Below are 22,727 nucleotides of genomic sequence, written 5' to 3'. Positions count from 1 at the left end.
TTACTTAAATTTATTTTCTACGATTTCTAAGAAACGCGTTTCAAATTCTTCTTTTCCTTCCCAATTGTTATAATCTGGTTTTACAAAATCCAACACAAAAGATTTTGCTTCGTCCCAATTGGTAAAGGTGTTTAATTGAGAAATAACACGGTTTAAATCGTCGCCGTTATTCGCGAATAAGTTTCTTTCAAAAGCCACTTTATCATTTAATCCTAAAACAATAGCTTTACCTGTAGATTCCGCTTTCGGTTGAACTTTAACTTCTTCTTTAATTTCTTCAACTATTGTTTCAGCTTTTATTTCTTCTTTTACTTCTTCTACAACAGGTTCTGTCTTAGTTTCAACAACTTCAGCTTCTTCTTTTTTAACTTCTTCAACAACAGCAATTGGTATAATATCTTCTTTTTTCACAAACAAAGTATCTTGATAATCGTGCACTAAAACGTCATCAATGGTAATTTGTTTAGAAGCTTTTGTACCAATTATTTCAGAAGTTTCAGCAATTGTTTCAACTTTTGGTTCTTCTGTTGCTTTTACTTCTTCTTTTTCTGGAAAAACTTCATGTGAAACATCATTTTTCACTATAAGTTCCTCTTCAATTTGATTGATATTTTCTTTAGAAGTCAGTTCAACAATTTTTTCCACACCATTTCCTGGAAAAGCTTCGTGTGAAATTTCATTATTTTCAAAAAGTTCTTCTTCAATTTGTGCAATATGTTCTTTAGAAGACATTTCGATAATTTCTTCTTCGTCTTCTTCCACTTCTATAGTTCCAACAACAATTTTTTCAACTTTTTCTAAAAATGCTTCTTCTGTAAATTCTTCATTTACCAAAGCGGTATTTTCTTCGTAAAACTTCAGTAACGTTAATTGCTCGTACAATTTTTTTACTTCTTCATGCAATTGAACCGTTTCAGTATGATTTTTTAGTTTTAATAAACGGTGCGCAATGCTTATTAATTCACCTTCTATTTTCTTTTTCATATTTTTTTCTGTGTTGAATTTTTATAGAACTGATTTTTATATTTTTGTTGTATCTTACAAAGGTAAAAGATTTTCAATTTTAATCATACGAAAATAATAAAATGTTTCTCGAAAATACAGTAAATCAAGAAGAACAATTTGGCTGGATAGAAGTTATCTGCGGATCGATGTTTTCTGGTAAAACAGAAGAGCTAATTAGAAGGTTAAAAAGAGCACAGTTTGCCAAACAAAAAGTGGAAATTTTTAAACCCGCTATTGACACCCGATATGATGATGAAATGGTGGTTTCGCATAATAAAAACGAAATCCGTTCTACCCCAGTTCCTGCTGCTGAAAACATTAGAATTTTAGCACAAGGATGTGATGTTGTTGGAATTGATGAAGCTCAATTTTTTGACGATGAAATTATTGCTATTTGTAACGATTTAGCCAATAGTGGTATTCGTGTAATAGTAGCGGGATTAGACATGGATTTTAAAGGAAATCCATTCGGACCCATGCCTGCTTTAATGGCAACTGCCGAATATGTTACTAAAGTTCATGCGGTTTGTACTAGAACTGGAAATTTAGCACATTACAGTTATAGAAAAGCAGCTAGTGAAAACTTAGTTTTATTAGGAGAAACAGACGAATACGAACCTTTAAGTAGAGCCGCATACTACAAAGCCATGCGAGAAAGCAAAGAAGAATAATGAAAATAACTTCAGAAATTTTAGCATCATTACCGATACATATTTCTCATTCAGGACTTGAATTTGATCATGTTTCTATTGATAGTCGTTCGTTACAAAACGGAAATTCTACTTTGTTTTTCTGTTTGAAAGGACAAAATAATGATGCTCATAATTTTATTGAAAGTTTAATCGATAAAGGGGTTCAACATTTTGTAGTGGAATACATTCCCGAAAAAGTAAAAGAAAAAGCCCATTTTTACACAGTTGAAAACACTACTACTGCTTTACAAAATTTAGCCAAAGCATACAAAAATCAATTTCAAATTGAGACTATTGCAATTACAGGAAGTAATGGAAAAACGATTGTAAAAGAATGGCTGAACTTTTTATTGAGTCCGGATTTTTCAGTAGTTAGAAGTCCGAAAAGCTTCAACTCACAAGTTGGAGTCCCACTTTCCATTTTCGGAATAAACGAAAACCATACGTTGGGAATTTTTGAAGCTGGAATTTCTTTACGTGGTGAAATGCAAAAGTTGGAGCAAATTATTCAACCCACAATTGGAATTTTTACGCATTTAGGTAACGCACATCAAGAAGGTTTTACAACCGTTGAAGAAAAAATTAAAGAAAAATGTGAGCTTTTTAAAAATTGCAATATTACCATTTTAGAAAAGAACGATTGGATTGAAAGACATATTCCAACCTCAACATTTACTTGGAGTTTTGAAGATCCGAATGCAGATGTTTTTATTTTATCAAAAGATCGAAACAATCAAAAAACATCGTTAGAAATAGTCTATAAAAAAGAAAAACACAAGGTTACCATTCCGTTTATTGATGATATTTCTTTAGAAAACACAGTAACTTGTATTTGTACGCTTTTATATTTATCTGTTGATTTTAAAACCATTACAGAACGAGTTTCAAAACTTTACAATATTGAAATTCGTTTACAAGCCAAAAAAGGAATTAATAATTGTTTACTGATTGATGATAGTTTTTCGAGCGACTATCAATCCTTAAAAATTGCATTAGACTTTTTAGAACAGCAAAAATTGCATTTGAAAAAAACAGTAATTATTTCTGATATTTTTCAAAGTGGACTGAATGTAAACGAGTTATACAACAATGTAATTAAGTTATTACAACAAAATAATATTCAAAGAATTATTACTATTGGTGAAACAATTGGACAATATTTAAAAGATGTTCCACATGTAATTTCATTTACCAATACACAATCTTTTTTACAACAATTCAACACTCAATCATTTGAAAATGAAACAGTACTGATTAAAGGTGCAAGAAATTTTCATTTTGATGAAATTGTCGTTTTACTAGAAGAGAAAGTTCATGAAACCGTATTAGAAATCAATTTAGATGCGTTAACATCCAACTATAATTTTTACAAACAAAAGTTGAAACCAACCACAAAAATAATGGTTATGGTAAAGGCTTTTGGTTATGGAAATGGCGGTTATGAAATTGCTAAACAATTGGCGCATTTAAAAGTAGATTATTTAGGAGTGGCTTTTGCCGATGAAGGAATTGAACTTCGAAAAGCAGGGATTACAACTCCAATTATGGTATTAAATCCGGAAATAAGCAGTTATAATGCCATGATTGCTTACGATTTGGAACCAGAAATGTATTCAATTTCAGGATTAACATCTTTTATTGAACTAGCCAAAGAAAAAAACCTCAACACCTATCCTATTCATTTAAAAATTGACACTGGAATGCATCGTTTAGGTTTTGAAAAACATCAAATAGCTGAATTAATTCAATTATTACAACATAATAATTTCGTAAAAGTCGCAAGTGTTTTTTCACATTTATCTGCTTCAGATAATAAAGATTTTAAAGATTTTACTTTAAAGCAAATCGGGTTGTTCCAAGAAATTACAGATGAACTATCCAATGAATTAAAAATTCAACCGATTCGACATATCTTAAATACTTCAGGTATTTTTAATTATGCGGAATATCAATTTGAAATGGTTCGTTTAGGCATAGGTATATATGGTGTTGGAAATTCGAATGAAGAACAACAATCGTTACAAAATGTAAGCACCTTAAAAAGTATTATTTCTCAAATTCGAACTGTAAATACGAATGACAGCATTGGATATAGCAGAAAATTCATGGTTGAAAAACCCATGAGAATTGCTACTATTCCTATTGGATATGCAGATGGAATCAGACGCGCTTGGGGCAATGAAAAAGGCTATGTTACCATCAATAACCAAAAAGCAACCATACTTGGAAATGTGTGTATGGACATGTTAATGGTGGATGTAACCAATATTTTTTGCAACGAAAGAGACGAAGTAATTATTTTCGGCGAAAACCCACATGTAACCGAAATTGCATCTGTTTGTAGTACTATTCCTTATGAAATTTTAACTAGCATTTCGCAACGCGTTAAAAGAATTTTCTATAAAAATTAAAAAAATTGTTAAATTAATTCTATATCTTCGTAATAATTAACTTTTAAAACTAATTTATTATGGGTATGATGTCAGAATTTAAAGACTTTATTGCTAAAGGAAATGTAATGGACTTAGCAGTCGGAGTTATCATTGGTGGTGCTTTTGGCGGAATTGTTAAATCACTAGTTGAAGATGTAATAACACCAGCATTATTGAATCCAGCATTAAAAGCTGCACAAGTTGAAGATTTAGCCGGATTAAAAACGGATGGCGGAGTATTATATGGTAAATTCCTTGCTGCCGTAATTGCATTTTTAGTTATTGCATTTGTTATCTTTTTATTAGTAAAAGCTGTTAACAAAATGAAAAAACCAGAAGCTCCTGCAGCACCAGCCGGACCAACTCAAGAAGAATTATTGACACAAATTAGAGATTTATTAAAAAAATAAATTTTCATAATTCTATAAATCAAAAAATCCGAAAACGTAATGTTTTCGGATTTTTTTTGAAATTAAATTAAACTAAAATAAAACTATTTATTTACATGTTATGTTTAGGTGTTACACCATCTTCACTTAATTCTCTGTGTTCATAATCGGCAATCATTTCTGCTTCATAATCTACTTTTTCTCCTTTTGAGAATTTAGCAATTAATTTTTCCATAATTTCATAAATTACTGGTACGATTACTAACGTTAAGAATAACGAACTGATTAATCCACCGATAATTACCCAAGCTAAACCGTTTTTCCATTCTGCACCAGCTCCAGAAGCTAATGCAATTGGGAACATACCGAATACCATGGCAATTGTAGTCATCAAAATCGGACGTAAACGCGCGTGGTTGGCTTGAATTAAGGCATTTCTTATTGATTCACCAGCTTTTCTTCTTTGGTTTGTATAATCGACCAACATAATCGCATTTTTACATACTAAACCAATTAACATAATGATACCTAAAATGGTAAAGATATTTAAGGTTTTATTCGTTAAAGCTAAGGCTAACATCGCACCAATAAACGAAAGAGGAATCGCAAATAATACTACAAATGGATGCGCAAAACTATCGTATAATCCAACCATTACTAAGTAAACTAAAATAATAGCCGCTAATAACGCAATTCCTAAAGTACCAAAACCTTCCGATTGGTTTTCTTGATCTCCACCCCAAATATAATTTACACCTGTTGGTTTTTCTAACTTATCTAAACGTTCTTGCCATTGTGTTACAATAGTTCCTGTTGGAACCCCAACATTTTGACCTTGAACCGTAACTGAAGCCGATTTATCTCTACGTTCTAATTGACTTGGACCAGAACCTTCTGAAATAGTTGCGAATTGCGCTAATTTGATTTGTTGTCCCATATTATTGATGAAAATCAAATTACTTACATCATCAATATTTTTTCTATCAAAAGAATTGTATTTAATATTAATATCGTATTCGTAATCACCTGCTCTGTATTTACCATCAGTATTTCCACTATAAGCTGTTTGCATAGTCATACCAACCGTTTGTAACGATAATCCTAAAGCAGCCATCTTATCACGATCTACTTGAACATTGATTTCTGGATTTCCATCTTCAACAGTCAATTTAATCTCAGTTGTACCAGGGATTTTTCTCAATTCATTCTCCGCTAATTTAGCGAATTTCATAGCGCTTTCTACGTTTGGACCGGTAACAATTAATCCTAATTTAGCATTTTCTGCCGTACCCATAATACCTACAGGAACCGTTTTTACTTTCGCACCAATTAAAACTTTCTCCAATTGACGCTTCATTTTAGCTGCATAAACAGATGCATCATCAGTTCGATCTTTTTGATCAATCATTTTAACATCAATTTCTGCTTTATATGCTGTTGCTTGAGAAGCTCCCATACCTTCTGAAGTTTGACCTACAGTAGTAATTTGACTTTTAACATATTCTTGATTTTTCAAATATGCTTCTGCTTTTTGGGTCATGAAATTTGTTTGTTCTAACGAAGCATCTTTTGGCATTTCAATTTGAACTAAAAACTCACCACTATCAGAAGATGCAAAAAACTCACCACCAATAAATCCACCTCCCATTAATCCAATAGTTGAAGCGAAAAACAATACCACTACCACTACAATAGTTTTAATATAATGATCTAAACACCATTCTAAAATTCCTGTTACCCAATGTGTAAAACGAGTTAGCATATTTTCAAAGGCAAGAATTGTTTTTCCAAATAAGTTTTTACCTTCAATATGTTCTAATTTCCCGAATCGTGAAGATAACCATGGAATAATAGTAAAAGAAGCTAGAAGTGATAACAATGTAGAAATTACAACTGTCATACAAAACTGAGTAATGATGTTTGATACTAATCCAGAACTCATTGCAATTGGTAAAAATACTACCACAATTACCAACGTAATAGAAGTTACTGTTCCGCCAATTTCAGCCGTACCATCATAAGCGGCACGAACACGGTTTTTACCCATTTCCATATGCCTGTATATGTTTTCCAATACAACTATGGCGTCATCTACTAAAATACCAACAACTAACGAAAGTCCTAATAAACTCATTAAGTTAAGCGTATATCCTAACAAATAAATTCCAATAAACGTTGCAATCAACGAAGCTGGAATGGAAACCATAACTATTAAAGAGTTTCTCACACTGTGTAAGAAAAACAACATTACAATTGCTACTAGAATTACAGCAATTAATAAATCGTGAATAACCGAATCAGCAGCTTCAAGTGTAAAAATTGTACTATCTTTTGCCGTTTCTAATTTTAAGCCGTTTACTTTATAATCGCTTTCCAATTTTTTAATAGTTGTAGCCACCGATTCACTTACCGCAACGGCATTAGCATCAGATTGTTTAACAATTTGTAATACAATAGCACTTTTCTGATCTACACGAGCAATTTTTTCAGCAATTTTCTGACTATCCTGTACATCTGCAATATCTTGTAAACGTACTTGTATACCGTCTTTTGAAGAAACAACTAAATTTCTTAATTCCTCTACATTTTTATATTTACCGGCTAAACGGATCAATATTTTTTGTTCACGAGTTTGAATGTTACCAGTTGGAAAATCCAAATTTGAAGATAATATAGTTTGTTGAACTTGAGGAATCGACAAACCATAACCTTGCATTTTGGTAGCATCTAAATTTACTTGGATTTCACGTTCTTGTCCACCAATAATATTTACTTGAGCCACACCTTGAACACGAGATAAAACAGGCGCAATTTTTTTATCAATTAAATCATAAAAAGCAACCTCATCCATGTTTCCGTTTGCACCCAATGTAATAATAGGCATATCACTAAGCGAAAACTTATTTAATCCAGGTGTTTTGGCATCTTCTGGTAAATTACTGATGATCGCATTTATTTTTCGTTGCGCATCATTTAAAGAAACATCAACATTCGCATTGGAAGTTAATGTAATTGAAACTACAGAAAGACTTTCATAAGATTTGGAATCTATTTTCTTAATGTTTTCTAATGAAGCAACCGCATCTTCTACTTTTTTGGTTACAGTATTTTCAACTTCACTTGGTGAAGCTCCAGGGTAAACGGTAGAAACTGTAATTACATTCATTTCGAATTTAGGGACTAATTCATACCCTAATTGATTGTAACTGAACAATCCACCCAAGATTAGAATTGTAAATAATACAATTACTAACGAAGGACGTTTTATTGATATTTCTGCTAATTTCATATCTTATCTTTTGAAGATTTATAATAAAATCTTATTTAATAATTTCTAATTTAGTACCATCTACAATGTTTAATTGACCTGTTACAACCACTTGATCACCATTGTTAAGTCCTTTTACGATTTCAACTTTATCGCCTAAAATTCTACCTGCAACTACATTTTTAAGAACTGCAACTCCGTTTTCATTTACGAAAATTTGGTTACTGCTTACACTTCCAACAAAGGCATTTCTAGGTACTACCATTAAGTTTTGTTTTTGTTGGTTTGAAGAAAATTGTGCAGTTCCATACATTCCAGCTTTTAAATCGTTTGAAGCATTGTTTGTAATTTCAATTTCAACTGGGAAATTTAAACTTGTATCTGCTTTAGGTGCCACGAATGTAATTTTTCCTGAAAACGTTTTTCCAGGATAAACATTTGAAGTTACATTGATTACATTTCCAACTTTTATTCCTGCAATTTGACTTTCGTTAGCAGTAACTTTCAATTTTAATTTTGAAACATTTACAATTTCGAACATTTGCGTTGGTGGCATTCCAGCTAAAATAGAACCTGGTTCGATGAATCTTTTATTGATGATTCCACTAATTGGCGCTTTAATTCGAGTGTCTCCAACATTAATTCTAGCTTGCGTTAATCTTGCTTTTGCATTAACCATTCCAAGTCTAGCTTGATCTAATTGTTGTTTTGTAACACCACCTGTTTTATAGGCATTTTCAAAACGATTATAATCTGTTAAAGCATTTTGATAAGCCGCTTCTGCTGTTTGTGCTTCAACATTAATTACATCACTTCTAACAATAGCAATCGTTTGTCCGACACTTACTCTATCACCTTCTTTTACTAAAATACTAATTACTTTTCCAGATTTTTCAGCACAAACTGTTAATTCTTGTACTGGCTCAAAGTTCCCATTAGAACTAAAATCTAAAGACATTTCTTCCGTTTTAACTTGAGCAACTTTTACTGAAACAGTTGCATTTTTTTCAGCTACAACAGCAATTTTAGCAGCATTCGCTTCTTTATTTTTCATTAAAATAACAGCTATAACTGCAATAGCTCCTAAAACTACTAATGATGTTATAATATTTTTTTTCATGTTTTTACTTATTTGATTAATGTTTTTAGTTCTCCTTTAGATTTTATTAATTGAATTTCTGCCAGTTTGTATTCTAAAATGGCTGATGTATAATTATTTTGTGCTTCTACTAATGCATTTTCTGCATCTAACAAATCCGTTAATGAAGCTAAGCCTTGAGTATAGTTATTGTTCGTATTATTAAAAACTTCTTGTGCTAACTTGGCATTTTCTTTTTGGTTTGAAATCGTAATTAAACTGTTTTCAATTTGTTTTTTAGAATTTTGAAAGGCTAAGTCAAGCGCTAATTTCGTATCGTCTAAATCAACTTGTATACTTTTTAGTGAATTATCGGCTTGTCTAACTTTAGCTCTAGTACCAAATCCAGAAAAAATAGGCACTCTTAAACTTAAACCAACAGAAGCATAATCTGACCAATACACACCATCAGATGGTTTTGCAAACCAAGGTAATTCTGGACCTTGACCAATATAATTATAACCACCGCTTAAGGCTAACGTTGGATAATAGTATGCTTGGAATGATTTCTTTTGTAATTCTAATAATTGCTCTTGTTTTTTCAATACTTGATATTCTGATCTTTTCGTTACATCTGCACTAGACACAATATCTTGTGGTGTAACTTCGAAAGCCGTTTTTGGGATAATAATGGTATTTTCCATTGGCATTCCCATATAAAATTTCAAAGCATTTTCTTGAAGAGTAATGGCATTTAAAAGTTGTTGACGCATTGAATTAATATTATTCACTCGAACACTAATTCGATCTAAATCAATTTTTTTAGCCAAACCATTATTGTATTGTCCTTCAATAATACTTTTAACTTTATTTGTGTTTTTTAAATTATTTTCAATTACAATTAACTTTTGTTGTTGTACGTATACTTGATAATAAGCATTTGCCACACGCTCAATAACTTGTTCTTCAGTTAATTGTTCGTTTAATTGATAAAATTCTCTAGTTGATTTTGCCGCTCTTAAACCCGTAAAAACCGATTGATCAAATAAAGCTTGAGTTAAAGAAATTCCAGCTCCAGAATTCCATTTTTGTCCAAAAGCCGCTTGAATTGTAGTTCCTGGCGCACCAAAATTATCACCATCAATTACAGTAGTTTGTAAAATTGGATTATAATTTAAACTTCCATTTGCAGCAATTTGAGGTAAAGCTCTTGAGCGAACTTCTTGAATTTTGTATTCGCTATTTTCAACTTGCAATTTTGCTTTTTTAGCTTCGGCTTTATTTTCTAAAGCGAATTCTAACGCTTCTTTTAAGTTTAAGGTTTTAACTTCTTGTGCATTCACATAAGAAACTAAAAACAGTAATGAAATGATCCATTTATTTCTCATTCTATATTTCTTTAATTATTTAATTTTAATTGATTTTCTAGTTCTACTATTCCTTTTTCTGTTGCAATAGCTCTGGTATGATATTCTAATGCTTTCAATTCTAAAAGTGAAGCATCTTTCTCATAAAGTGTGTTTTCGTTGATTGAAAAAATTAATGTATAATAAAAAGTTACTACTGTATCAATTTCCAAATCACTTCGATACAATCCTTCCCCTATTCCTTTTATTACATTCTGATTGAAAACAGATTGACACACTTTGATTTCTTCTTCCATCATTTTGGCATAAATTTCCGGATAGTGTTTTTTCAATTGAAAGGCTGGCGAATGATCAACCGATTGAAACATTTCCTTAAACATTTTACGCATTTCAAAGTTTTCTTTAATTGCATTATAGTTTTTAGAAATAATACTATCCATCATATCATGGATTTTCTTTTTAATCGTTTCAGTACCTTCTTCAATTAACACCTCTTTATTGCTAAAATGTTTGTAAATCGTTTTCTTCGACATACACATTTCACTAGCAATATCATCCATCGTTACGCTTTTAAAACCTAATTTTAAAAACATATCGGTAGCCTTATTGATTATTTTATTTTTAATTTCACAGCTCATCCTTAGTTACTTAAAAATTCGAAATTCCCTTCTATATTTATATTTTTCCCAAAAGCTACACCATTAATGGAAGCTCTTTCATCGATTCCTAAACCAAAATCTTTTTTATTGATTTCGCCTACAATATCAAAAACCACTTTCGATTTTCCTTTTTTATATTCTTCTGTTTTAACATAGGCTTCTAACTCAACAATTTTTGTAACACCGTTCATAGTAAGTTTTCCTTTGATAAAACTTATAGAATCGTTTACTCTTTGAAAAGAAATGGTTTCGAAATGAACAATTTCATTTTTATTTCTTTTCATAAATCCATTTGCATCGATACGTTTAATTCTATTGTCGTCTTCAATTACTAAATCGAATTGTATCGATACATTTTCAACTACATCGTTTCTTACAACAGCAAAACCAGATGAATGTTGAATTTTATTTTTTAAATAAGAAGCAATGTTCTTTCTAACTTTTATGAAAAAGTTAGATTGATTTTGATTTAATTCTAAACTTAATGCTTGCATATATTTTTCAATTTAATGATGCAAAAGTATTACGGAAACTTTTAACACGCAAATAGTTTCCTAGTATTTTTGATAATTTTAACATTTGTTAATTATGCTTTTAACTGATTTCCCACCATTTAGAAAATGTTTGTCGACTTTGCAAGTGCGTTTTTTCGCCAATTAACGGAGTAAACATGTGTAAATTAGAATCATTAACTAAAGAAGTAATTACCGAAAGCGGTTCGTTCCAATTATGATTAGCTAAAACAAATTTGGATGAATGAACCGGAAATAAAGCTTTTGCTTTTAAGTCGTTTGCGGCTTGTAACACTTCATTGGGCTGCATGTGAATGTATTTCCAACTCTTATCGTATTGCCCATTTTCTAGAAAAACCAAATCGAATGGTCCGTATAGATTTCCAATTTCTGCAAAATGTTTATCGTAACCACTATCTCCACCAATAAATAAGTTGGCAGAAGGCGTTTTAAAAACAAAAGACAACCAAAGCGACGTATTTCTTTTAAAACCTCTTCCAGAAAAATGACGTGCTGGAACCGTATTCACTTCAAAACTTGTATCCAAAATTATTTTTTCATACCAATCTTTTTCGATGATTTTAGAAGCATCATAACCCCAATGCTCTAAATGTGCTCCAACGCCTAAACCACAAATTACTTTTTTAACTTTCGCTTGTAATTGCTTTACTGTTTTATAATCTAAATGATCCCAATGATCATGAGTAATAAACAAATAATCTATTTCTGGAATATCGTTTACCGAATAATTATTTGCTCCTTCAAAAGCTTTATTGGTAAAAGAAACCGGAGAAACAGAACCACTAAAAACAGGGTCTACTAAAACTTTCTTTCCATCAATTTGAATGAAATAAGAGGAATGTCCGAACCAAACCACCACATTTTCATTGGGATCTAGCTGAAACAAATCGGTTTTAACAGAAGGAATTTCATGATTTGGCTTTTTTAATTCATTTTTTACAAATAAAAATTCTTTCAAAACGGAATAAAACGAAACACCTTCGGTTAAACTTGGAGTGTGACTAAAGTTTTGAAAAGCATTATTATAATAATTTGGTGATTTTTTAATGGTTTCTAATCGAGCACCCGATGGTTTTTTGCCAAATTGTTCTTGTTGCATAAACAAAAAACCCGCAAGAACTAAAACGAATAGTATTGAAAATAGTACTACCATAATATAATTTGAATAAAATTGTTTTTAAAAATTATAGGACAAAAGTATAATGGAAACTTTTAACACGCAAATAGTTTCCAATGTTTTTACATAAAATTAACATTTGATTAATGAAGTGAATTTGTAATTATTGCCTTAAATTTGACGAAAATTACATGTATGCTTACCATTTCTGATTATCAAAACATTATCGCTAAAGAATTCGATTCTATTACTGAAAACCGAAAACCTGAAAACTTATACGAACCTATTTCTTATATTTTATCGTTAGGCGGAAAAAGAATCAGACCCGTTTTAACGTTAATGGCAGCAGATATTTTCGATGGTGATTGTAAAAAAGCAATTTCAGCAGCAAAAGCGGTAGAAGTGTTTCATAATTTTTCATTGGTTCACGATGATATTATGGATGACGCGCCTTTACGAAGAGGAAATGAAACCGTTCATGAAAAATGGAATCTTAATACTGGTATTTTATCTGGTGATGCGATGTTGATTTTAGCCTATCAATATTTTGAAGTATACGAACCAAAAATTTTTCAAGCATTAGCAAAATTATTCAGTAAAACAGCATTGGAAGTTTGCGAAGGACAGCAATATGATGTCGATTTTGAAACACGTGACGATGTTACTATTCCGGAATACCTAAAAATGATTGAATACAAAACTGCTGTCTTAATAGGTGCCGCGATGAAAATGGGCGCTATCGTTGCAGAAACATCTGAAGAAAATGCCAATTTAATTTACGATTTCGGTCTGAATTTAGGAATTGCATTTCAATTGCAAGATGATTATTTAGATGCGTTTGGAAATCCAGAAACCTTTGGAAAACAAGTTGGTGGCGACATTATCGAAAACAAAAAAACGTATTTGTATTTAAAAGCAATGGAGTTTTCTAATGAAGAAAACAAACAACAATTATTACATTTATTCTCAATTCAACCGAATGACAATACCGACAAAATTGAATCGGTAAAAACGATTTTTAATACATCAGGCGCAAGCAAAGCTACACAAGATGCCATACTGAATTACACAGAAAAAGCATTTGAAACGTTGTCTAAAATGAATATTTCAGACGATAAAAAAACCATTTTAAGATTGTTTGGTGAAAAATTGATGAACAGAAATGTATAATCCTCCACAAAATATCGATTCATTAATTTCGCAAGCGGAAGAAGAGCATTTGTATTTCAAATTGATTGAGCAAACCAATAAAGATTTTGCTTTAGCAAATGAAAACATCGATATTCCTTTGGATATTTTTCCTTTCGAATTAAAGAATTTGGTTCAGGATAAAATACTACGATTAATCAATCACAAATTTGCCGAATATTTAAACTTGCTTTATATTATTGATGTTTCCGAAGATCAAATTAAAAAACTAGACGGTTCGGACGTTTTTAAATTATCGGAAGATGTAACGTTTTTAATTTTAAAACGCGAATGGCAAAAAGTTTGGTTTCGGAATAAATATTAAAGATAAAATTCGTTTTTATACTTTGGAGTAACAATTTTTATCTTTTTCACATTAATTGTGTTTAAATTAGGTAGTGGGCTAATTTTCTTCACAAAATTTTCATTTTCATCTTTAGTTGTAATTTGTTCTTTATTTTCACAAGTTTCAAATTCTTTTTCAAAATGAACTGTTCCAGTAGATAAATTAAAATCAGTAGTTTCAAAATACTCACATGGTTTTCCAAATAGATACTTATAACCTATTAATTCAAATTTATTGTTTTGATATCTAAATTTATGAGTAATAAACCATTTCCAACTGGAACCACCATCATGAGAAATTTCTAAAATTCCATTTGTAATTTTTAATGATTTACTTATAAAAGGATCCCCAGAAAATCCACCAGCTTCACTTTCAAGTATTGCCGATTTTGAATTCGCTAATTCAATCCATTTATTATTTTTTTTAGTGAATATTTGTAACAATCTAATCTTACCATATTCTCCTTCTTCAGCTAATTCAGTAACAACAACTCGTTCTTCTACTTTATCATTTGTTAAATCGCCATAAATATCAACTAAAATGGATTCTTCTTGATTTTTGTTAAAACCAAAAGCAATTAAAATAAATAAAAGGAGAGCTTTCTTCACGATTAAAACATCACTCTAAAAAAAGGCATCCAAGATTGCGAGTACACTTCATTATTATCTTGATGCAATACATTAAATTTCATTCCAACCACTACATTTTGCGAGCGATATCCTGCTCCTAAAAACAAAGCGGTGTTCCAAAAATTATCATCGACATAAATTGGATCATCAAATTTTCTGTTTACATTTAATTCTTCTAATTCGGCTGATAATTGAATTTCTGGTAACGGATTTACCAAGCCAATTAAACTTGCCCCAAGAATAGTCGATTTAAAATCTAATATGTTTTGATTATTTGCATTTTGCGCAACATAACTTCCAATTAATCCAAAACCACCAGTAAATTTCGGATTAAAATTGTAATATGCTGTAGGAGAAAGAGAAACATTTGTATAGCCATTTCCAACACCCAATCCTAGTCCACCACCAAATTGAACTTTTTGCCAAAACAAACTTTTCGTTTTTGGAATACTATCTTGTTGTGAAAATACCATTGCAGCATTCAAAAAAAAGAGCAAATAAAAAGCTGATTTCTTTAAGTTTATTAAAAAATTCATGACTAAAAATGTTTTTTTGTTAATAACTACATAAAAGTAGAAAATTCTTTGAACTTTTAGGGTAAAAGTTTATACTTTTGCATAAATTTTTTTAACCAAATCGTCATTAAGACAGAATTATGGATAGGTTTTCCTTTTTAAACGCAGCACACACGGCATTTTTTGCCGATTTATACGACCAATATTTACAAAATCCAGACAGTGTAGAACCTAGTTGGAGAAGTTTTTTCCAAGGTTTCGATTTTGCAAATGAATTTTCTAATCCTGGTGAACAAATTGCTCACGCAGCAAATGGTATTGCAACAGTTGGAAATTCAGATAAATTACAAAAAGAATTTAACGTTCTTAAATTAATTGACGGATATAGAACTCGTGGTCATTTATTTACAAAAACAAACCCTGTTAGAGATAGAAGAACGTATTCCCCTACTTTAGCAATTGAAAACTTTGGTTTAACTCAAGCCGATTTAACAACTGTTTTCGATGCTGCTAGAATGGTGAATATGCAACCAAGTTCTTTAGCAGATATTATCAAGCACTTAGAAAGTGTTTATTGTTCTTCAATTGGTGTGGAATTCATGTATATTAGAGAACCACATGTTCAAGAATGGATTAAAAACAGATTAGACATCAACGATAATCAGCCAAAATTTTCAGCTGATCAAAAGAAAAATATTTTACGTAAATTGAATGAAGCGGTTTCTTTTGAAACATTCTTACATACAAAATACGTAGGTCAAAAACGTTTCTCATTAGAAGGATGTGAGGCAGCTATTCCGGCATTAGACGCTTTAATTGAAGGCGCAGCTGAAAAAGGTGTAGAACAATTTGTAATGGGTATGGCTCACCGTGGTCGTTTAAACGTTTTAGCGAACATTTTTGGAAAAAACACACAAAACATTTTCTCTGAGTTTGACGGTAAAGATTACGATGACGATATGTACTTTGATGGAGACGTAAAATACCATTTAGGTTTAACATCAGACAGAGTTACAGATTCAGGTAAAAAAATCAACATCAATTTAGCACCAAACCCTTCTCACTTAGAAACAGTAGGTGCCGTAATTGAAGGTATTACAAGAGCTAAACAAGATAGATATTTCGCAGACGATTTTTCAAAAGTTTTACCTATTGCCGTTCATGGTGATGCGGCTGTAGCTGGACAAGGTATTGTTTATGAAATCATTCAAATGTCTAAATTAGACGGTTACAAAACAGGTGGAACTATTCACTTAGTAATTAATAACCAAGTTGGATTTACTACAAACTATTTAGATGCGCGTTCATCTACTTACTGTACGGATATCGCTAAGGTAACATTATCTCCCGTTTTACACGTAAATGCTGATGATGCTGAAGCTGTAGTTCATGCAATGCAATTTGCTTTAGATTACCGAATGGAATTTGGTGGTGATGTATTTATCGATTTATTAGGATATAGAAAATATGGTCATAACGAAGGTGATGAACCTCGTTTTACACAACCAAAATTATATAAAGCAATTTCTAAACATAAAAATGCAAGAGACATTTACGCTGAAAAATTAAAAAATGAAGGCGTAATTGATGGTGCTTATGTTAAAACGTTAGAAGATGCATATAAAGCAAAATTAGATGAAAATCTAGAAGAATCTCGTAAGAAAAGCTTAACTGTAATTACTCCGTTTATGCAAAATGAATGGACAGGTTTTGAGCAAGTTTCAGACGATGTAATGTTATCTAAATTTGATACTAAATTTGATAAGAAACAATTAACAGATATTGCTTCTACTATTACTGAATTACCAAAAGATAAAAAATTCATCAGTAAAATTACTAAGTTAATTAGCGACAGAAAAGCGATGTATTTCGAAAAAGACCAATTAGATTGGGCTATGGGAGAATTATTAGCATATGGTTCGTTATTAACGGAAGGATTTGATGTTCGTATTTCTGGTCAAGACGTAGAGCGTGGAACGTTTTCACACCGTCATGCTGTTGTTAAAGTTGAAGAATCTGAAGAAGAAGTTGTATTATTAAACGACATCAATAATAAAAAAGGAAACTTTTATATTTACAATTCACACTTATCAGAATATGGTGTAGTTGGTTTTGAGTATGGATATGCTTTAGCCTCTCCTAACACATTAACAATTTGGGAAGCACAGTTTGGAGATTTCTCTAACGGAGCACAAATTATGATTGACCAATACATTTCTGCAGGTGAAGACAAGTGGAACAATCAAAACGGATTGGTTTTCTTATTACCTCATGGTTACGAAAACCAGGGTGCAGAACACTCTTCTGCTCGTATGGAGCGTTATTTACAAATGTGTGCTAAACACAACATGTACATTGCAGACGTTACTACTCCAGCTAACTTCTTCCACTTGATGAGAAGACAAATGAAAACAAAATTCCGTAAACCGTTAATTGTGTTTTCACCAAAAAGTTTATTACGTCATCCATTAGCAGTTTCATCTGCGGAAGAATTAGCAAACGGACAATTCCAAGAAATATTAGACGATCCAAATGTAACAGATAAAAAAGCGATTAAAACGTTAGTATTCTGTACAGGAAAAGTGTATTACGATATTATTGCAAAACGTGAAGAATTAGGAAGAAATGATGTAGCAGTAGTTCGTTTAGAGCAATTGTTCCCATTAGCTACAGATCAAATCAAAGCGATTATCGATTCGTATCCAAATGTTGACGATTATGTATGGGCACAAGAAGAGCCTAAAAACATGGGAGCTTACGGATTTATGTTAATGAATTTCGATTTAGTAAAATTACGTTTAGCCTCACCAAAAGCATATAGTGCACCAGCAGCAGGAAGTTACGAGCGTTCGAAAAAACGTCAAGCGAATGCCATTGCTATGGTTTTTGATAAGAATTTATTTCAATAACAGTTATACAACATATTAATATAATTTTAGGTAACATTAAACCTAGAACTTAAAACTAAAAGAATATGATTTTAGAAATGAAAGTCCCATCACCGGGAGAATCTATTACCGAAGTTGAAATCGCAACTTGGTTAGTTAAAGACGGAGATTACGTTGAGAAAGATCAAGCTATTGCTGAAGTAGATTCAGACAAAGCAACGTTAGAATTACCTGCTGAAGCAAGTGGAATTATTACACTAAAAGCTGAAGAAGGTGACGCTGTGGCTGTAGGACAAGTAGTTTGTCATATTGATACTGCTGCTGCAAGACCAGAAGGTGGTGCTAGTGCTCCAGCAGCTGAGGCTCCAAAAGCAGAAGAGAAAAAAGTAGAAGCTCCGAAAGCGGCTCCAGCTGCAGAAAAAACATATGCTACTGGAACACCATCTCCAGCGGCTAGAAAAATATTAGACGAGAAAAACATCAATCCTTCTGACATCGTTGGAACAGGAAAAGGTGGAAGAATTACTACTGAAGATGCAGTAAATGCAGTTCCTTCTATGGGTACGCCAACAGGTGGTTCTCGTGGTTCTGAAAGAACAAAATTATCAATGTTACGTAGAAAAGTGGCTGAGCGTTTAGTAGCTGCTAAAAACGAAACAGCGATGTTAACTACTTTCAACGAAGTAGACATGAGTGCAATTTATGCATTACGTGATCAATATAAAGAAGAATTTAAAGCAAAACACCAAATGGGATTAGGCTTTATGTCTTTCTTCACAAAAGCGGTTACAAGAGCTTTACAATTATATCCAGATGTAAACTCTATGATCGATGGTCAAGAGAAAATTTCTTACGATTTCTGTGATATTTCTGTAGCAGTTTCTGGTCCAAAAGGATTAATGGTTCCTGTAGTTAGAAATGCAGAATTATTAACTTTTAGAGGTGTAGAAGCAGAAATCAAAAGATTAGCAATTAGAGCGCGTGACGGACAAATTACAGTTGACGAAATGACTGGTGGTACGTTCACAATTTCTAATGGTGGAGTATTCGGTTCGATGTTATCAACGCCAATTATCAATCCTCCTCAATCTGGAATCTTAGGAATGCACAATGTAGTTGATAGAGCTATCGTTAAAAACGGACAAATTGTTATTGCTCCAGTTATGTATGTAGCGTTATCATATGACCACAGAATTATCGACGGTCGTGAGTCAGTTGGATTCTTAGTTGCAGTTAAAGAAGCATTAGAAAACCCAGTTGAAATCTTAATGGATAACAATCCTAAGAAAGCGTTAGAATTATAGTCATTGCGAGAAACGAAGCAATCTTATTAATATCAAATCCCAAATTCGAAAGAGTTTGGGATTTTTTTTGAAACATATTAAAAATGTGAGAATTTAATTATATTTGAATAAAAATAAATTACATGAAAAAATATTTCCTTTTAATTCTATTAGCGTTTTTAAACTTAAACGCACAAAACAATTCTATATTAAAATATACTAAAAGAAATGTAGAATGTGAAGACAAATGGGTCGTTTTTCCACAGAGCAAGGATAGCACCTATATTTTCGGATTTATATACATAGATTCTCAAGCTGGTTTAACTTTTAATTATGAAGGAAGTTTTAAAATTGAAAATGATGGTAAATTTATTTTAATAGAACAAAAGGATATAAAACACGGTTTAAAAGTACGACTGGAACCTGATGACAGCAAGTTTGCTGAAGTTCCCGAAGCAAAATATTCCGAATTAAAAATTAAAAAAATACCTGATTGGCTTTCAGTATATAAAGATGGTGAAGGTACTATTGAAAGATTATATCGTTGGGGATATTTGTATAATGGATATGGAGAATGTGAAAAAGCATTAACTTTTTTATTAGAAGCGGAAAAGAAAAATCCAAATTTTGAAGGTCTACAAGTAGAAATTGCTTATGCTTATAATCATTTAGGAAAATATGAATTAGCAGAATTAAGTTTAAACAAAGCCATTAAATTCAACTCAAAGGATTGTTATGTTTTAAAAGAATTGGCTTACACTTATACTAAACAAAAAAAGTATGACAAAGGAGTTCAAATTTTAGATAAAATGAAAAAAACTTGTTCAGAAGAAACAACATATATAATTGAAACAGCATATAACTTCGCATTAGAATATTATTTAGTAAAAGACAAAAAGAATTTTTTAAAATGGAAAGAAGAAGTTTTAAAACTTTCAACTAAAGAAAATGTTTATACTAAAAATGTAGTAATAATGGAAAATGAATTAAATAAATAATTTCTATTATATATTTTCAAAAACAAAAATCCCGTCTGTACAAATACATGACGGGATTTTTATTTTGAAAAAAAACAAACTCATAAAAGTTTGGTTTTATATTTTATTGCTTCATTATTTTTACAGTACTCATTTGATTTCCAGATATTACTTTTGCAAAATAAATTCCTTTAGACAAATCCGTTAAATCAATTGTAGTTGCAATTGCATTTACTTTTTTGGCTTGAATAGTCTTTCCTAACAAATCCGTTAAAACAATAGAATCTATCAATTGAGAATTGTCTTTTGAAGAAAAAGTAATCAAACTATTTGTAGGATTAGGATATACAACAAAAGACTGATTTTCAAAATCAGAAACAGACATTGTGTTTACAAATTCTGTTTGAAAAGTATTCGTTATAATTGGAGGATTAAAATCAAAATAAATAGAAGCGGTATTTGGTATAATATCTCCAATTGCATAACCAGGTTTTGGTTTGATTTGAAAAGTAACATAGCCTTTTCCAGATGGTAACAAGTCTATTCCATTCATGTTCCAAGTTAACATGTTACCTACACGAGTTAAAGTATTAGTATGACTTGAACTCACCATTCTTACAGTTGCTTCATCCAATTTTGCATCTAAAACATCACTAATTCGAACATTTTCTGCATAATACGTTCCTGTGTTTTCAAACTGAATGGTATATGTTAGATAATCACTTGATGTAAACGAAGCATGTACTATTTTTCCACCATGACTTTCTGTTTTATCGTTTGGATCATACGAACCTACAACAACTTGTAATAAAGTAGCTGAATTATTATTGGCATTACTTTCTCCCGACGAAACTGAAATAGAAGCCGTATTTGTAAGCACATCTCCAAGATTTACCGTTGGAATGGTTGGAACTTGCATGGTTACATAAATATTACGTGTTTCATTGGGAAGCAAATTTGTGAAATCATAAGTAAAACCTGTAGCTGTTGAAATAGTTCCAGCTTGAGAAACCGAAGTAATAGCAACCATATTATTTTTAGTAAATGTTACTGTTCCTGAAGGAATCGTTTGATTTCCAGAATTTTTAAACATTACAACATTTTGATAAGCAAAACCTGGTCTTGGAGGAGTTCCAGCTGAAATAACATAAACACTCACATCATTAAATGGCAATTCTGTTATTGGAAAATTATACACCATTACACCTGAACTCGTTACATAACTGATATCATTATAAGAGGAAACAGATGGAATATAATAACTACTATAATTACTATCTACTATAAAACTTAAATCATATGTATTTACTGGATTGGATTCTTGAATATAATAAGTTCCGTTTGAAGATGAAACAGTATTCGTAATTCCATTATTATTTACTTGATACTGAAATTGACCCATATCAAAATTCGATTCTCCAACATCTTGTAAACCATTAAAATTTGAATCCATAAAAGCTTTTAACAAGAAACCCTCATTAGCAACTGTAATTGTAACTGTTGCAGTAGTGGAACAAGAATCTGGATTTAGTGGAGCACAAATTTTATAGGTTAATGTATAAGTTCCTGGTGCTGTACCGGGTAAAACATTAATGGTTCCATTAGAATTTAATGAAAAGTTTGAGGGTACAGACAATGGTGTAATTATAACATTTACATTTATATTATTTGCAGGTGTACCTAAAAAAAAATCATTTGCTAATACAGAAACAGGAGAGGTTGATACTGAAACATTATTTGGATAAACGGTTATGGCATCATTATTAGCCACAGGCGGACAATCCATTGCTAAAACCGAATTTGTAGCAAAATAACTTGGCCCAATTAAACCACTTGCCGATCCTCCATCACATACAGATCTTACATAGAATTTATATGCTGTACAAGGAGACAAACCAACAACAGTATAAGGATTCACTTGAACAAACATTCCCGATTGAGTTGGACTAGGCTCTGGAGAATTTGCTGGTAAAACAATAACATCCCATTGCGTTGGTATTGAAGATGTCCAACTTAACGTTGCAGAACTTTCAGTTACATTTGTAGCCATTAAATTTGAAGGCGGAATACATTGCCCGAAACCACTATAAAAAGCACAAATAGAAAAAAGTAAAGTGTAAAAGTATTTCTGTAACATAACTTCAAGATTTAGAAATAATTATAATATATAAAAGTACAAAAACAAAATTAACAGCAAGATATAAAAATGTTAAATTTGTAAGAATTTTTTACTACTTTTTAAATTGATATAAATGTATATTATGTGTTTAAGATTTTTTGTTACTTTGTATTCGCGTGAGTGATGGAAGCGACATCCTCCGATAGACAAAAACAAAAATTTATTTGTAGTTTTTGCTCATC

The 22,727-nt window shown here is 31.3% G+C and carries 18 protein-coding genes; 8 read left to right on the top strand and 10 right to left on the bottom strand.

All coding sequences use genetic code 11. The features are described 5' to 3' along the window. Window positions 1-984 carry a hypothetical protein gene (locus tag BMY86_RS12075; RefSeq protein WP_091469822.1) on the bottom strand — a complete coding sequence of 328 codons (984 nt, stop codon included), beginning with the start codon at window positions 982-984 and terminating at the stop codon, window positions 1-3. Window positions 985-1,085: 101 nt separating this feature from the next. On the opposite strand from BMY86_RS12075, the gene BMY86_RS12070 reads away from it, so the two are divergent. Genes BMY86_RS12070 through mscL form a run of 3 tightly spaced genes read left to right on the top strand, consistent with a single transcriptional unit; the run spans window position 1,086 to window position 4,539 of the window. Further along, window positions 1,086-1,676 (top strand): thymidine kinase, encoded by a 591-nt coding sequence (locus BMY86_RS12070; protein WP_091469818.1) that lies wholly within the window; start codon window positions 1,086-1,088, stop codon window positions 1,674-1,676. After that, window positions 1,676-4,108: a bifunctional UDP-N-acetylmuramoyl-tripeptide:D-alanyl-D-alanine ligase/alanine racemase gene (locus BMY86_RS12065; RefSeq protein ID WP_091469815.1), complete on the top strand. Its 2,433-nt coding sequence runs from the start codon at window positions 1,676-1,678 to the stop codon at window positions 4,106-4,108. The genes BMY86_RS12070 and BMY86_RS12065 overlap by 1 nt, the downstream gene beginning before the upstream one ends. 59 nt (window positions 4,109-4,167) lie before the next feature. Next, window positions 4,168-4,539, top strand: a complete 372-nt coding sequence (gene mscL / locus BMY86_RS12060; protein ID WP_091469811.1) for a large conductance mechanosensitive channel protein MscL — start codon at window positions 4,168-4,170, stop codon at window positions 4,537-4,539. A 91-nt stretch (window positions 4,540-4,630) separates the two neighbouring features. Here the strand turns inward: mscL and BMY86_RS12055 are convergent, their stop codons facing one another. From BMY86_RS12055 to BMY86_RS12030, 6 genes are all read right to left on the bottom strand, one after another. Next, window positions 4,631-7,807, bottom strand: a complete 3,177-nt coding sequence (locus BMY86_RS12055) for an efflux RND transporter permease subunit (RefSeq protein ID WP_091469808.1) — start codon at window positions 7,805-7,807, stop codon at window positions 4,631-4,633. 31 nt (window positions 7,808-7,838) lie between these two features. Continuing rightward, on the bottom strand, window positions 7,839-8,906 hold the full coding sequence (locus tag BMY86_RS12050; RefSeq protein ID WP_091469805.1) for an efflux RND transporter periplasmic adaptor subunit: 1,068 nt from the start codon (window positions 8,904-8,906) through the stop codon (window positions 7,839-7,841). Window positions 8,907-8,914: 8 nt separating this feature from the next. Continuing rightward, complete coding sequence (locus tag BMY86_RS12045; protein WP_091469801.1) at window positions 8,915-10,252, bottom strand: TolC family protein; 1,338 nt, start codon at window positions 10,250-10,252, stop codon at window positions 8,915-8,917. An 11-nt stretch (window positions 10,253-10,263) separates the two neighbouring features. Further along, entirely contained in the window at window positions 10,264-10,857 is a 594-nt protein-coding gene (locus BMY86_RS12040) for a TetR/AcrR family transcriptional regulator (RefSeq protein WP_091469852.1), read from the bottom strand. A gap of 14 nt (window positions 10,858-10,871) precedes the next feature. Continuing rightward, complete coding sequence (locus BMY86_RS12035) at window positions 10,872-11,384, bottom strand: YceI family protein (RefSeq protein ID WP_091469798.1); 513 nt, start codon at window positions 11,382-11,384, stop codon at window positions 10,872-10,874. 100 nt (window positions 11,385-11,484) lie between these two features. Next, entirely contained in the window at window positions 11,485-12,576 is a 1,092-nt protein-coding gene (locus tag BMY86_RS12030) for an MBL fold metallo-hydrolase (protein ID WP_091469794.1), read from the bottom strand. A 159-nt stretch (window positions 12,577-12,735) separates the two neighbouring features. Between BMY86_RS12030 and BMY86_RS12025 the strand changes: the two genes are divergently transcribed. Together BMY86_RS12025 and BMY86_RS12020 are read left to right on the top strand one after the other, a co-directional pair. Beyond that, window positions 12,736-13,710, top strand: coding sequence for a polyprenyl synthetase family protein (locus BMY86_RS12025; protein ID WP_091469790.1), 975 nt, complete (start codon window positions 12,736-12,738; stop codon window positions 13,708-13,710). Then, window positions 13,703-14,053: a hypothetical protein gene (locus BMY86_RS12020; protein WP_091469787.1), complete on the top strand. Its 351-nt coding sequence runs from the start codon at window positions 13,703-13,705 to the stop codon at window positions 14,051-14,053. The genes BMY86_RS12025 and BMY86_RS12020 overlap by 8 nt, the downstream gene beginning before the upstream one ends. Here BMY86_RS12020 and BMY86_RS12015 read toward each other — a convergent pair. Together BMY86_RS12015 and BMY86_RS12010 are read right to left on the bottom strand one after the other, a co-directional pair. Beyond that, window positions 14,050-14,682, bottom strand: a complete 633-nt coding sequence (locus tag BMY86_RS12015; RefSeq protein ID WP_091469783.1) for a hypothetical protein — start codon at window positions 14,680-14,682, stop codon at window positions 14,050-14,052. The two genes, BMY86_RS12020 and BMY86_RS12015, sit on opposite strands and share 4 nt — an antisense overlap. Window positions 14,683-14,684: 2 nt before the next feature. After that, window positions 14,685-15,239, bottom strand: coding sequence for a hypothetical protein (locus BMY86_RS12010; protein ID WP_245745665.1), 555 nt, complete (start codon window positions 15,237-15,239; stop codon window positions 14,685-14,687). 119 nt (window positions 15,240-15,358) lie between these two features. On the opposite strand from BMY86_RS12010, the gene BMY86_RS12005 reads away from it, so the two are divergent. The 3 genes from BMY86_RS12005 to BMY86_RS11995 all read left to right on the top strand — a co-directional run bounded on the left by BMY86_RS12005 (window position 15,359) and on the right by BMY86_RS11995 (window position 20,387). Next, window positions 15,359-18,127 (top strand): 2-oxoglutarate dehydrogenase E1 component, encoded by a 2,769-nt coding sequence (locus BMY86_RS12005; RefSeq protein ID WP_091469780.1) that lies wholly within the window; start codon window positions 15,359-15,361, stop codon window positions 18,125-18,127. A gap of 65 nt (window positions 18,128-18,192) precedes the next feature. Further along, a complete protein-coding gene (odhB, locus tag BMY86_RS12000) occupies window positions 18,193-19,410 on the top strand; it encodes a 2-oxoglutarate dehydrogenase complex dihydrolipoyllysine-residue succinyltransferase (protein ID WP_091469777.1) in 1,218 nt (405 codons plus the stop codon). A 122-nt stretch (window positions 19,411-19,532) separates the two neighbouring features. Then, window positions 19,533-20,387 (top strand): tetratricopeptide repeat protein, encoded by an 855-nt coding sequence (locus BMY86_RS11995; RefSeq protein WP_091469775.1) that lies wholly within the window; start codon window positions 19,533-19,535, stop codon window positions 20,385-20,387. A gap of 103 nt (window positions 20,388-20,490) precedes the next feature. On the opposite strand, the gene BMY86_RS11990 is transcribed toward BMY86_RS11995, so the two are convergent. After that, the gene (locus BMY86_RS11990) at window positions 20,491-22,503 is read right to left on the bottom strand and encodes a T9SS type A sorting domain-containing protein (RefSeq protein WP_091469771.1); all 2,013 of its coding nucleotides are present in this window, start codon (window positions 22,501-22,503) and stop codon (window positions 20,491-20,493) included. Window positions 22,504-22,727 lie beyond the last annotated feature (224 nt).

The organism is Flavobacterium urocaniciphilum, assembly GCF_900110615.1.
In the GTDB taxonomy this organism is placed as follows: domain Bacteria; phylum Bacteroidota; class Bacteroidia; order Flavobacteriales; family Flavobacteriaceae; genus Flavobacterium; species Flavobacterium urocaniciphilum.
This window is presented reverse-complemented; position numbering and strand designations above follow the sequence as displayed.